This window comes from Nocardia sp. NPDC058519, assembly GCF_042719755.1.
Lineage (GTDB): Bacteria > Actinomycetota > Actinomycetes > Mycobacteriales > Mycobacteriaceae > Nocardia.
The window spans coordinates 234,887-247,467 of record NZ_JBHXNK010000005.1; the positions used below are offsets into that span (position 1 = coordinate 234,887).

General features: G+C 69.0%; 12 protein-coding genes. 6 read left to right on the forward strand and 6 right to left on the reverse strand.

Features of this window, described 5'->3' with window-relative positions; all coding sequences use genetic code 11:
* Positions 1-87 precede the first annotated feature (87 nt).
* The 3 genes from ACFWPK_RS08700 to ACFWPK_RS08710 all read left to right on the forward strand — a co-directional run bounded on the left by ACFWPK_RS08700 (position 88) and on the right by ACFWPK_RS08710 (position 4,137).
* The gene (locus ACFWPK_RS08700) at positions 88-1,755 is read left to right on the forward strand and encodes a DNA repair helicase XPB (RefSeq protein WP_378913985.1); all 1,668 of its coding nucleotides are present in this window, start codon (positions 88-90) and stop codon (positions 1,753-1,755) included.
* Positions 1,756-1,854: 99 nt separating this feature from the next.
* Positions 1,855-2,520: a DUF3239 domain-containing protein gene (locus tag ACFWPK_RS08705; RefSeq protein WP_378913986.1), complete on the forward strand. Its 666-nt coding sequence runs from the start codon at positions 1,855-1,857 to the stop codon at positions 2,518-2,520.
* A 225-nt stretch (positions 2,521-2,745) separates the two neighbouring features.
* Positions 2,746-4,137, forward strand: coding sequence for a M1 family metallopeptidase (locus ACFWPK_RS08710; protein WP_378913987.1), 1,392 nt, complete (start codon positions 2,746-2,748; stop codon positions 4,135-4,137).
* Here ACFWPK_RS08710 and ACFWPK_RS08715 read toward each other — a convergent pair.
* Entirely contained in the window at positions 4,134-4,979 is an 846-nt protein-coding gene (locus ACFWPK_RS08715) for a hypothetical protein (RefSeq protein WP_378913988.1), read from the reverse strand. The genes ACFWPK_RS08710 and ACFWPK_RS08715 overlap by 4 nt on opposite strands.
* Before the next feature lie 109 nt (positions 4,980-5,088).
* Between ACFWPK_RS08715 and ACFWPK_RS08720 the strand changes: the two genes are divergently transcribed.
* On the forward strand, positions 5,089-5,592 hold the full coding sequence (locus tag ACFWPK_RS08720; RefSeq protein ID WP_378913989.1) for a hypothetical protein: 504 nt from the start codon (positions 5,089-5,091) through the stop codon (positions 5,590-5,592).
* On the opposite strand, the gene ACFWPK_RS08725 is transcribed toward ACFWPK_RS08720, so the two are convergent.
* A complete protein-coding gene (locus tag ACFWPK_RS08725; RefSeq protein WP_378913990.1) occupies positions 5,589-7,880 on the reverse strand; it encodes a helicase-associated domain-containing protein in 2,292 nt (763 codons plus the stop codon). The genes ACFWPK_RS08720 and ACFWPK_RS08725 overlap by 4 nt on opposite strands.
* A gap of 154 nt (positions 7,881-8,034) precedes the next feature.
* On the opposite strand from ACFWPK_RS08725, the gene ACFWPK_RS08730 reads away from it, so the two are divergent.
* Entirely contained in the window at positions 8,035-8,226 is a 192-nt protein-coding gene (locus tag ACFWPK_RS08730; protein ID WP_056818634.1) for a hypothetical protein, read from the forward strand.
* 66 nt (positions 8,227-8,292) lie between these two features.
* Here ACFWPK_RS08730 and ACFWPK_RS08735 read toward each other — a convergent pair whose 3' ends face one another.
* Positions 8,293-8,901 carry a transglycosylase family protein gene (locus tag ACFWPK_RS08735; protein WP_378913991.1) on the reverse strand — a complete coding sequence of 203 codons (609 nt, stop codon included), beginning with the start codon at positions 8,899-8,901 and terminating at the stop codon, positions 8,293-8,295.
* 373 nt (positions 8,902-9,274) lie between these two features.
* Positions 9,275-9,511 carry a hypothetical protein gene (locus ACFWPK_RS08740; protein ID WP_378913992.1) on the reverse strand — a complete coding sequence of 79 codons (237 nt, stop codon included), beginning with the start codon at positions 9,509-9,511 and terminating at the stop codon, positions 9,275-9,277.
* A 162-nt stretch (positions 9,512-9,673) separates the two neighbouring features.
* Here ACFWPK_RS08740 and ACFWPK_RS08745 point away from each other — a divergent pair, with 162 nt between their 5' ends.
* Positions 9,674-10,099 carry a cold-shock protein gene (locus ACFWPK_RS08745; protein ID WP_378914056.1) on the forward strand — a complete coding sequence of 142 codons (426 nt, stop codon included), beginning with the start codon at positions 9,674-9,676 and terminating at the stop codon, positions 10,097-10,099.
* A 58-nt stretch (positions 10,100-10,157) separates the two neighbouring features.
* Here the strand turns inward: ACFWPK_RS08745 and ACFWPK_RS08750 are convergent, their stop codons facing one another.
* Positions 10,158-10,688: a DUF2771 domain-containing protein gene (locus ACFWPK_RS08750; RefSeq protein WP_378913993.1), complete on the reverse strand. Its 531-nt coding sequence runs from the start codon at positions 10,686-10,688 to the stop codon at positions 10,158-10,160.
* Positions 10,685-12,532 carry an MFS transporter gene (locus tag ACFWPK_RS08755; RefSeq protein ID WP_378913994.1) on the reverse strand — a complete coding sequence of 616 codons (1,848 nt, stop codon included), beginning with the start codon at positions 12,530-12,532 and terminating at the stop codon, positions 10,685-10,687. Before ACFWPK_RS08755 ends, ACFWPK_RS08750 begins: the two co-directional genes overlap by 4 nt.
* Positions 12,533-12,581: the final 49 nt, after the last annotated feature.

Here is a 12,581-nt window from a genome sequence, read left to right on the forward strand (position 1 = left end):
GGCGAAGCCGGAGTATCGCCCCTCGGATCCGGGGTTACGAGGCCGAAAACCCGCGGCGCCAGCCGCCGATAAGCACAGGAGCAACGTGTGACAGACGGTCCGCTGATCGTGCAGAGCGACAAGACCCTGCTGCTCGAGGTCGACCACGAGCTGGCAGGCAACGCGCGGCAGGCCATTGCCCCGTTCGCGGAGCTGGAACGTGCGCCCGAGCATGTGCACACCTACCGGATCACGCCGCTGGCGCTCTGGAATGCCCGCGCGGCGGGCCACGACGCCGAGCAGGTTGTCGACGCGCTGGTGAACTTCTCGCGGTATGCCGTGCCGCAGCCGCTGCTCGTCGACATCGTCGACACCATGGGCCGCTACGGCCGGTTGCAGCTGGTCAAGCATCCCGCGCACGGGCTGTGCCTGGTCAGCCTGGATCGGGCGGTGCTCGCGGAAGTGTTGCGGCACAAGAAGATCGCGCCGATGCTCGGCGCCCGCATCGATGACGACACCGTGATCGTGCACCCGTCCGAGCGCGGCCACATCAAGCAGATGCTGTTGAAGATCGGCTGGCCCGCCGAGGACCTGGCCGGATATGTCGACGGCGAGGCGCACGACATCGGCCTCGATTACACCGAGGGCAAGTGGCACCTGCGCGACTACCAGGAGATGGCCGCCGACTCCTTCTGGGCGGGCGGTTCCGGGGTGGTCGTGCTGCCGTGTGGCGCGGGTAAGACGATGGTCGGCGCGGCCGCGATGGCCAAGGCGAAGGCCACCACCTTGATCCTGGTCACCAATACCGTGGCGGGCAGGCAGTGGCGGCGCGAGCTGCTGGCGCGCACCACGCTCACCGAGGAGGAGATCGGCGAGTACTCCGGCGAGCGCAAGGAGATCCGCCCGGTCACCATCGCCACCTACCAGGTCATCACGCGCAAATCGAAGGGCGAGTACAAGCACCTCGAGCTGTTCGACAGCCGCGACTGGGGCCTGGTGATCTACGACGAGGTGCACCTGCTGCCCGCGCCGGTCTTCCGGATGACCGCCGACCTCCAGTCGCGCCGCAGGCTCGGCCTCACTGCCACGCTGGTGCGTGAGGACGGCCGCGAGGGTGACGTGTTCTCGCTGATCGGCCCGAAGCGCTACGACGCCCCGTGGAAGGACATCGAGGCGCAGGGCTGGATCGCGCCGGCCGACTGCATCGAGGTGCGGGTAACGCTCACCGACGCCGAGCGCATGGCCTACGCCACCGCCGAGCCGGAGGAGCGCTACAAGCTGTGTTCCACCGCGCGCACCAAGATCCCGGTCGTGGAGTCCATCCTGGCCCGCCACCAGGGCGCACCCACCCTGGTGATCGGCGCCTACCTGGATCAGCTCGACGAGCTGGGCGTAGACCTGAACGCCCCGGTCATCACCGGCGCCACCAAGAACAGGGAGCGCGAGGCGCTGTTCGACGCCTTCCGCTCCGGCGAGATCCCGGTGCTGGTGGTGAGCAAGGTCGCCAACTTCTCCATCGATCTACCGGAAGCGTCGGTGGCGGTGCAGGTTTCGGGCACCTTCGGTTCCCGCCAGGAAGAGGCCCAGCGCCTCGGTCGGCTGCTGCGGCCGAAACAGGATGGGGGGCAGGCGCATTTCTATTCGGTGGTCGCGCGCGACACCCTCGACGCCGAATACGCCGCCCACCGGCAGCGCTTCCTCGCCGAGCAGGGCTACGCCTACCGCATCGTCGACGCCGACGACCTGCTCGGTCCGCCCATCGGGGACGGCGTGTAGCACTGTTCGCCAGGTCAAAGGGGGGTAGCGTGCGAAGTGCGAACCCCTCGGCAGATAAGCGGAGGCAATTCCTCCGCAACTTGTGCTAGGAAGGAAGGCGTGCGCCGCTTCGAATTCGTGGTCGACCGTGAACACGCTCATGCGGTGAACGAGACGTTCACCGGGTTGCGTAGGTTGCGCCTGGTAGCCCTGCTGGTCGCCGGTCTCGCCGTCGCGGCCACGGTGGCGCTGGTGTGGAGTGGGCAGGCGTGGGGGTTTCTGCTCGCGGTGGTGTGCGTGCTCATCGCGGGCATCGCGCTGTGGGTGGCGTTGTGGACGCCGCACCGCTCCAGTATCGAAAAGCTCTACCACGACGGTGTTCTCGTACCCGCCGTCGTCAGCGACGCCGAGCCGGGCGGCATCGTGCTGCTCGCTCTGGTCGACATCGCCGAACCCGCCGCGCCGGAGCGCAGCTGGGCGCTGATCACCCGCAAGGTGCGCGCCTTGCCCGGACACGCACCGCAGCCGGGTGAGCGGGTACCCGCCATCGCGGTGCGCACCGATCGTGCCCCTCGCCAGGTCGGCGAACGCTGGCAGCTGGTCACCGCCATGCCGATCGCCTGGGGCACGCGCGACGACGCGGTGATCGAGCGGGCCTGCCAGGCCATCAACGAGGTCGAATGGCGGCTGCTCGCGCAGAACCTGGCGCTGGCCGCGCGGGTGAAACGGACGGCGACCAAACGCCTGCTGCTCGACCCACAGCAGCTGCCCTCCGACCTGGGCTAGGCGTAACCTCCGCCTTCGCTCCGGCCGTGCGCGGCTGATGAACGCTGCCGCGTCGGCGCCCAATAGGCGTAACCTCCGCCTTCGCTCCGGCCGTGTGCGGCTGATGAACGCTGCCGCGTCGGCGCCCATTGGGCGTACCCCGGCCTGGGCTTATTAGGGTCCCTGGCGTGCGCCTGCGACGATGGTCGGGTCCGTGCGATCCGGTCGGCGAAAGGTGTCCTCGACATGCGATGGTCGTCCGGGTTGTGCGTGGTGTTCGCGCTGGTGGCGCTGGGAATTCGTCCGGTAGCGGCGGATCCGTCGTTGATCGGGGCGCCTGGGCTGGGTGATCCGTACTATCCGCTCGACGGGAACGGTGGCTACGACGTCACCCACTACGACGTATCGATCGACTACGAACCCGGCGATCACTACCTGCGCGGCACCGCCCGCATCGATGGTCGCGTGACCCAGCCGCTGGCGCAGTTCAACCTCGACTACAGCGGGCCCGAGGTGCTGATGGTGACGGTGAACGGGCAGCCCGCGGGGTTCGCCCATGACGGCGCGCACGAACTGGTGGTTACGCCACTGCTGCCCCTGCCGCCCGGACTGCCGATGCGGATCATCGTCGACTACGCGGGCGGGGCCGTCGATACCGAGGGCGAAGGCTGGACCTACGCGCCCAGCGGTGGCGCGTTCGCCATCGGCGAGCCGCACAGCGCGAGCACCTGGTACCCGCTCAACGACACCCCGCTGGACAAGGCGACCTTCACGCTGCACGCCACGGTGCCCGCCGAGTGGGAAGTCATGTCGACCGGTGATCGCACCGAGCACGTGGTGCGCGACGGCCGGCTGTTCACCACATGGGAGACGCGACAGCCCACGATCGGCTACCTGACCACGGTCGCGGTGGACCATTTCACCTTCCTCGAACAGCGGCGGGCGAACGGGACCGCGGTACTGAGCGCGTTCGCACCGGAATCGGAGGGAAATCGCGAAGACGAGCAGCGGCTGCCCGAGATCCTCGACTTCCTCGAAAACCTGTACGGCCCTTACCCGTTCGACGTGGCCGGTGGCATCTACGTGGATACGGAGCTGCCGTTCTCGCTGGAGACCCAGACCCGGCCGACGTACGCGCCGTGGACCGATCTGAACACCGTGGTGCACGAGCTGGCCCATCAATGGTGGGGCGACACCATGTCGGTGCGGCAGTGGTCCGACATCTGCCTCAACGAATGTTTCGCCAGCTACACCGCCGACTATCTGTGGCCCGAGCGCATCGACCATGCCGATGTGGACACCGAGTATCGCGACACGATCGCGAAATACCTCGACGAGCCCAAGTTCTGGAAGATCGCGCTGGCCGCTCCCGGCGTCGGCGACGAGTTCACCTCCGTCTACTACCGCGGCCCACTGTTCCTGCATGCCTTGCGCAAACTGATCGGTGAGGATGTGTTCTTCACGGCGATCAGGGATTTCGTGAACGCACATCGCGACGGCCATGCCTCGATGCCGGAGTTCCGGGCGTTCCTGCAGAGCCGGACCTCGATGCCGCTGGGCGAGTTCCTGGCCGAATGGCTCGATGGCACAAGGCCGCCGCGTGACGCGTTCCTCTATCCGGGCACGCTGGGTTCCTAGTCCTCGCGCAGACGTGCGCGGGCTCGCTCGACCCAGCGCTGCATCCGGTCGAATTGACCACGCGCGGCAGTGAATTCACCACGTGCCCGATGTTCGGCGGTGTGGGCGAAGTGGCGTTGCTGTTCAGCGTGTTCGAGCTCTTCGCGTAGCTCGGCGATCCGGGTCTCGATCGCGTTGAGGTCGGATTTCGCCTGTGCGGCAGCGGCCTCGGCCTCATCGCGATCGGCGCGGGCGGCCGCCAGACCGGATTCGGCATCGTCGAGTTCTTTCTCGGCCTCGGCTCGGCGCGCGGCTTCGGTGTCTTTCGGGGCGGGTTTGCTCGTGCGCTTCTTCGGCGTGGCCTTTCCGCCGGTGATCGCGACCAGACCGGCCGGGCCGAAGCCGTCGTAGGTGACGGTGGTCGGCAGGACACCGGCACGGACCAAGTCCGCGACCTCAGGGTCGGCCAGCGCGGCAGTGAGGGTTTGGCCGACCTCGCGCAGCACCTGCTCGGTCGCCGGACGGTCGTGTTCGGCGACCAGCTCGGCGGCTCGCTTGGTCATCGCGTTCACGACCTGCTGACGCTGGGTGCCGAGGGCACGCAACTTGTCGCCGGAGAGCTGCCGTTGAGCCGACCGGAGCGCATCGCCGAGATCGAGAAGCGCGGCGATCTCCTGCGGCGCGTGGCGGGCCAGCAGATTGACCGTCCAGGCGGCGACCGTGGGTTTGCGCAGTGCGGTGATGGCCTTGGCCAGGTCGCGGTCACCGTCGGCGCGGGCCTGGGCGGCGCGCTCGGCGCGGGTCGACACGAAGTCGCCGGGGTCGAGGGTGTACAGCTCGCCTGCGACGTCGTCGAGGGTCATCTTGTGATGGTAGACAGGTTGCGCGACGGGGGAGCGCGGGCGCGGGGCACTTGGGTATCGTCACCGGCGGTTGTGTTCGCCCTGAACCATTCGGTGAGTGAGGTTTTCAGTGATTTTCCCAGAGAAGCGACTGTTGGCGCGGATCGTGCTCGGACCGGTGGCCGCGATGGCACTGGTCGGTGCGGTGGTTTCGTGCTCGTCCGATGATTCGTCGTCGGCCGGTGCTGTCGCGGTGGGTTCGTGCGTGGAGGTCAGTGACAACGCCGCCGATGCGATGAAGGCGACGGTGGGTGACTGCTCGTCGGCGAAGTCCAACTACCGGATCGTGAAGCTCGGCGCCACGGACTGCACCGCGGGCAACGCCGCCTTCAACGGCACGGTCGGGGACGCGAAGAACACCCTGTGCCTGGCGCCCAACTTCGCCGAGGGCAGCTGTTACGCGGACGCGGGGACGCGGCCCGCCGAGTCGGTCGCCTGCACCGCGCCGGAGGCGTCGTTCAAGGTGGTCAAGCGGATCGACGGGCAGACCGATGAGCTGCTGTGCGGGGCGGACGCCACGCAGTTCCGGACGGTTGCCGAGCCGAAGACGACCTTCTGCATGGCCAAGCCCTAATCGAGCAGGGCCACCGACGCGATTCGGTGGAGCGTGAAGTGGCGGGTGGCACCGCTGACCGGGTCCACCGCGTCGAGTTGGCCGTTGCCCACCCGGAGCGGCTCGACTACCCGTTGGGTCGCCACGCCCTGGGCGTCGACGTAGCCGATGTTCACCGGGCGGCCTACTCGCGCGGCCAGCTGGAGTAGTGCGAGGGTGGCCGCCGTGCCCGTGCGGGTGCCGTCGGTGCGGACCGAGCGGCCGGTGCGAGCGCCCGCGGCGCGTTCGCCCGCGCGGAGTTCGGTGACCAGCTGGGAGAGCTGGTCGTCGTTCGGCGGGGTCGGCCGGTAGGGCCTGCGCGCCAGCGGGCGGACCGAAATCCGCGCGCCGCGGGGGCGCAGGTCGACGATGGCGCCGCCGGAATCCTCGCCGGCGGGGGCGAAGCCCGCTTTGCGGAGCTGGTCGAGCATCTCGGTCAGCGGGGCCAGCGCTATCGCTACGGTGGGGGCGATAGCGCGCAGGGCCAGGGTTTCGGCTACGGGGGCGGCGAGGACCTGGGCCAGCAGGGCGGGGTCGTCGCTGCGGAGGAAGGACTGGGCCATGCCGACCCGGAGCTGGCCGTGGCGGCGGGCCACGTCGTCGATGAGGTAGGTCAGCGACTGCGGCACGGGGGTGCGCGAGTGGGTGGCGAACAGGGCGTGGAGTTCGGCGGCGGTGAGTCCGGCGTCCAGGGCGCGCCGGACCGTGGCGTCGCTGACCCGGTACACCGTCGCGGCGCCCGCTGATTCGACGTTGGCGACCAGGGCGATCTTGCCGCGCAGTTCCGGGACGAGCGGGCCGGGCGCGATCACGGTCAGGTCGGCCTGGACCAGGACGTGGTCGACCGGTTTCGGCAGTGCCGCGGCCATTTCCGATTCGGCGTCGGCGACGGAACCGTGCAGCAGGGCCCTGGCGGCGGAGTCGAGGGCACCGCGCCCGAGCAGGCCGACGATCGCTGCTTCGGCGAGGGTCGCGGTAACGGCTTCGAGGCGGAAGTGCCTGCGACGACGTGGCATTCGCCAAGCCAGCAGCTTGCCGATGTCGGCGGGAGTCACGGCGGTGCCGGTCGGATACTCGGCGAGCAGGCCGAGGATCGCCGCGCGGTCGCGCACCGCGTGCGGGACACGCAGCTCCGCCGACAGGGCCGCGATCGGCTTGTCGGCGGCGTCGCGCATGCCGATCATCCACGGCATCCGATCCAGCTCCAGCCACGCTTGCGCCAGCGTCACCCAGCGGGTGGCGGGCGGGGCGTCGAGCCAGGAATCCGCGGCGGGCGTCGGCGCCCAGAAGTCGTCGGTGGCGTCGAGGTCGGGTGTCGGCTCGGGCAGCCCCTTCTCGACGAGCTTCGCGGCGGCCAGCAATTCGAGCAGCAGGCCGGTGCGCTGTTCGTCGATGCCGGTCTGTTTGGCCAGTCTGCGCGCTTCGCGCACGCCGAGTCCGCCTGCGCGCAGGGCAGGGGCGGGCAGCGTGCCGAGTGCGTCGATCAGGTCGCCCGCATCGCGCAGCAGCTCGCCCACTTCGCCCGCACCGACGGCGTTCACCTCGGTGGCGGCGTTCTTGACGAGTGCGGGTTTGGGCGGGGCGAGCGCGTGCGGGTCGGTGACGGGTTCGCCGCGCAGGATCTGGCCGACGGTGACGGGCAACTCCACGGTCTCGTCGTCGATCCAGTGCAGCAGCCGGGCGGCGAGCAGGCGCGGCACCGGACGAGCGGGGTCGGTGCCGGGCGCGGCATCCCTGGTGCGACCGCGCGGGCCGGTGGTCGCGAGTTTGTCCAGCAGCGCGCGGTCGGGTGGACTCGCCGTGGCCAGCGCCGCGATGACCTCGGGCTCGGTGAGGGCGTCGGGCAGCGCTGTCGTCGCGCCGAGCGGCCAGGGGAGGGCTTCGGCGGCGCTGGGTGTCAGGTCGAGGTCGTCGCCGACCTGCCAGACGACTGCGCGATCGAGCAGACGGGTCAGCGCGGCGGTGAACGCGGTCTTGGTGACGCGATCCTTGAGCTGCGCGTGCAGGGTGGTGCGGGTCAGCCGCGTGAGTTCGGCGCCGATCGTGCGGGCGTCCTCATTGGCCGTGAGCGCCTCGATGATCGCGAACTCGAGCGTGTCGAGGTCGTCGGCGGCCCGCAACACCGACGCGCGCTGCTGAGCGCGCACCGCGAGCACCGACATCGACGCGGGCAGCGGCACCGCCAGGTCCGGCCGCAACTGCAGCAATTTCACCAGCTGGGCATCGGTGCGCGCACCGAGCCAATCGGCGAGAGAGTCTGTCGCGATCACCGATCGAGCCTACAGTTCTCGGCCGCCTTGATCTGGACTGAGCGGAGGGTGCGACGAAGGAGTGCCCGGAGGGAGGGAAGATCGAGGCCTCGGGGCCGAGAACTGCGGCGCCAGCCGCTGATGGGCACTGTGTTGCGTATGCCAGAATGAGCCGGTGGTGAACAAATCGAAGAAACCCTACGTCGACAACGGCTGGCCCGAGGTGGCCGACGGCGAGCACGCCGTGACCGAACTGTCGTCGACCCGTGCCGGTAATCTCTCGCCTTTCGGTGAGGACACCGAGTTTCCCGTCCCGGCCGCGACGCTGCCGTACGTGCACCCTCAGACCACCATCAACCGGGTGTAATTCGGACGAGAAAAACATAGAGCCCGCATCCTCGAGGATGCGGGCTCTTGTTGTGTCTACCGGCGATCAGGAGGGCAGCAGACCCTTGTTCGCCTGGAAGAAGTCGATCACGGCCGGGTCCAGCTGGGAACCCTTGGCGGAGTTGACGAAGTCGAGAGCCTGCTGCGGCACGGCGATGCCCTGCTGCTGCACGACGGTGAGGGCGCGGTCGACGGCCGAGAACACTTCCTGGCTCGGATCCTGCACCTGCGGCACAGTGACCTGCGGAGCCCAGCTCGGCGCCGAGGGAGCGACACGCTCGGACGGTCCGCTGCTCAGGCCGAGCTGCGAGGAGCAGGAAGGCCAAGCGCCCCAACCCTGGGAAGCGAGAACCTTTTCGGCCACCACGATCTGCTGTTCGCGGGTGGCGTTGTTGGCGGAGGCGGCGTACTCCCCACCACCGTGCGCGTTCCAGGTGGAGGGCGAGAACTGCAGCCCACCCTGGTAACCGTTGCCGGTGTTGATGCCCCAGTTGCCGCCGGCTTCACACTGTGCGAGGCGATCCCAGTCGGAGTCAGGGGCCGCGCTGGCGTTTCCGGCGAGGGCTGCGGCTGCGGTGCCGAAGATCGCGCCGGTGACGGCGACCTTGGCAGCAGTGCGCCCGGTGGAAGTCGGCTTGCGGTGGCGTCCACTCATATCGGGTTTCTTCCTCTCGTTCGCACCTGCATGTGGCCCGGACTGAGAGGTCTCCCGGTCCGCCCTCATCCCTTTTTTCCAATCGGGGTCCGGTACCCGCGGGATGAGGTTCGATGCGGCGGGCCGGTGGTTCCGGGGGTTACCCCGGCTGAGAGAAACGGTACGACGGTCAGCGGCGAATGTCACTATTTGGTAACCGGCGGGTCCCGGTGGGTCTCGGGGTCATCTCAGGGTGATCCCCGATGTGTCCGCGCAGGTAGTCGCGGTGCCGAATGTGCGCGACAGCTGTGCGCTCACTTCGTGACCGCGCCGTTATGTGACGAAGGTCACATGTTTAGCTGGAAGGCATGTGGCGGGGTAATCGTCTGACGCATCAGCGTGCGCGTCGGCCCGACCACAGCGCGAAAATCAGCGCGAGCAGGAAGCCTGCGGGTGCCAGCATCGCCAGGCCGTACAGCCACAACCCCGGATCGCTGTCGGACACGATCGGCGTCACGAAGATCGCGATCACCGCGAGAATTCCGATCCCGAACAGGACAAGGGCCGCGTGCAGCAGGCGATCGCCGGAGCGTCGCGGACCGGGCGAAGCCGGATCTGGTGAATTCGTCACCGGTGAACCGTAAAACTGATGTGCTCGCGTTATAGCCACCGGGGTAGACTCGCACCACATCGCGTCCCGCCTTGTTGGGGGGCGCGTTCTTTTCGCGACAAGCAAAATTGTGTAACCCGGGCCACAAGGGTTCGGGTGCCGAATGATGAACGGGTGAGCGCAGTGCCGACCGGCCGGGTGAAGTGGTACGACGTCGAGAAGGGCTTCGGCTTCCTGTCTCAAGACGAGGGCGAGGACGTCTATGTGCGCTCGTCCGCGCTGCCCGAGGGCGTCGAGGGCCTCAAGCCCGGACAGCGTGTCGAATTCGGCATGGCCGCCGGTCGCCGTGGCCCGCAGGCGCTCAGCGTGACGGTGCTGGAGGCGCCGCCGACCGTCGTGCGCGATCGCGACCGTGGGCACACGCCCGCGCGCAAGGACGCCGGGCCGCGCAAGTCGCCCGATGAACTGCACGGCCTGGTCGAGGACATGATCACGCTGCTCGAGAGCACTGTGCAGCCGGATCTGCGGCGCGGAAAGTACCCGGACCGCAAGATGTCCCAGCGTATTTCCGAGGTTGTGCGGGCCGTGGCTCGCGAACTCGATCACTGAGTTTCGACAAGACCGGCCCCGAACGAATTCGTTCGGGGCCGGTTTTCGTTTTCACGCCTCAGGACTCGCGAGGCGCCGGCTCCGGGGTGACGATCGACCACGCGGCATGCGGGACATAGGTTTCGCGGCCGGTGGCGATATCGCGGGCCAGGATCGGCAGCTGTACCTCGATGCCGATCAGGCGCAGGTCGGGTTCGGGCTGCGACTCGATGGTGAGGGCCCTGGCGCGCTCGGGGTAATCGGCGAAGCTGAGGACCCGGTCCAGCTGTTCGCCGCTGGGGCGCTGGTAGATCAGCTGGATGAGCCAGGGTGATTCGGAGACCGCGTCGGGCAGCGAGAGCTGCACCGGTGCACCGGCGGGGACCTCCAGCGGCGCGGTCTCGCCGTACCGGCATTCCTCCATCCGCACCGTGCAGTACATGAACGGGTCGACGGTGATCGTCGTGCCGTTCGCGTACGCGGTGAGCTGCGGGTTGTGCGCGGGCGCCTTCGATACCGCCACCCCCACCCACACCGCGGTCACCGCGACGACAGCGAACAGTCCGGCCGCGACCAGCGCGACGATCGTTCGAGCGTTGAGCTTGCTCACCAGGTGGGGTCTCCTGTCCCTCTTGGATGGGTGCTTGGCACTTCCTGCTCGACGTGCTGGGGGCGATTGCCGCCCAGACCCGGCAGCAGCGAGTGCCCGGTGTAGCTGACGAAAGTCTGCAACAGTCCGGCCAGCAGGATCACGCTGATCAACGCGAAACCCTTCCAGTACTCCGTCGGCATCAGCACGCCGGCCGCCCCGCCGATGACCCAGCTCAGTTGCAGCACGGTCTCCGAGCGGCCGAAGCCGGACGCGATCGACTCAGGGGGCAGGTCGTCCTGGATGGCGGCGTCGAGGGATACCTTCGCGAGCGCGCTGGCCGCCGAGGCCACCAGCGCGGCCACCGCCGCGCCGAACAGGTTTCCGGTGAACGCCGCGAACAGCGCGACCACCGCGCACGCGCCCGTGCAGCCGAGGACCACCGGCGACGGCCTGCCCAGTTGCAGTCGGGCGCCGGTCGCGTTGCCGCCGAAGTTGCCGATGCCCGCCGCCGCGCCGACCAGACCGAGCATCGCGGCCTGTTCGGTGGGACTGCCGCCCGAACCCTTGGCGACGAAGGCGATGTAGAAGGTGAGGAAGCCGGTGAGCACGCGAATCGAACTGTTGCCCCACAGACCGGTGACCACGGCGCGGCCGAGTGGCTGACGCCGTTTCCGCGGCGGCACCGAGGATTCCTGGCCGCGTTCGATGACTTCGGTATGGGCGTCGGGGCCGTGGTAGGTCAGCGTCGCGGGGACCTCGCCCTCGGTGACCTCGACCCAGCGCGGGATGCGCAAGCTGAGATACGCGCCCGCGATGGCGATGCCGATGGCGAAGATCAACGCGCCGGTGGAACCGGCGATCAGGGCTGCGAGTGCGGCCAGCGCGCCCGCGCCGATGGTGCCGCCGACCAGCCCGAAGACGGTCAGCCGGGAATTGGTGCGCACCAGGTCGATATCCGGTGGCAGCACGCGCGGAGTCACCGCGCTCTTGAGGACCGCGAAGGATTTCGAGCCGACCATCATGCACAGGGCAAGGGGATACAGGCCCCAGGTGTCGATATTGAAGATCAGCAGGAGCGCGAAACCCACACGCAGGGCGAAGGTCGTCGCCAGCGCCAGCCTGCGACCGCGTTGCAGGCGGTCGAGCAGCGGGCCGATCAGGGGCGCGATCAGCGCGAACGGGGCGATGGTGATCAGCAGGTACAGGGCCACCTTGGTCTTGGATTCGGCGGTGGCGCTGGCGAAGAACAGGGTGTTGGCCAGGGCGACGGCGATCGCGGCGTCGAGCGCGAAGTTCGCCATGGTGGCGTAGGTGAGCGCGGTCAGGCCGGACTGATCGGCGCCGTCGGCCTTGGCGGCGCGCTGGAAGGTGGCGATGCCGCGTTCGGTGAGTTCGCGGCTGCGCATGGCGGCGACCCGGGTGACGGTGAGTTTGCGGGGGACGCGCTGGTTGACCGGGTCGTCGGCGCCCTCGTCGCGAGGGAAGGGGCGGGTGCCTTCGGGGCCGAGGTCGTCGCGGCCTGGCGCCGGATACTCGTCGCGAGGTGGGACCGGCCGTGCGTGCTCGTCGCGCGGCGGGATCGGCCTGCGTTTCGGATGCTCGTCGCGAGGGTCCGGTGGGCGCCTGGCCTGCCCCGCGTTCGGCACCGGGGTGGTCGGCGCGGCGGGATCGACGGGGCGGTTGCGGTGGAACAGGCTTTTCGATCGGACTGTCGGCGGCTCGGCGGGCAGCGGCCGTTCGGGCCGGGGGAAGACCTTGCGCGGTGCGCGCGGCGGGTACTGGCCGTAGCCGGGGTGCGGATCGGCGGCGGTACCGTCCCGGCGACCACGGTCGGGACCGGATGGATCGCGGGGCGTCGTCACAAGTCCAATTCTGTCGCACTCGGGCTGTGCGTGTTCACTCGCGCCGCGG

Coding starts and splice junctions, on each gene's coding strand:
- ACFWPK_RS08735 (WP_378913991.1), bottom strand. CDS start 8,901: ATGAGTGGACGCCACCGCAAGCCGACTTCCACCGGGCGCACTGCTGCC.
- ACFWPK_RS08715 (WP_378913988.1), bottom strand. CDS start 4,979: ATGACCCTCGACGACGTCGCAGGCGAGCTGTACACCCTCGACCCCGGC.
- ACFWPK_RS08710 (WP_378913987.1), top strand. CDS start 2,746: ATGCGATGGTCGTCCGGGTTGTGCGTGGTGTTCGCGCTGGTGGCGCTG.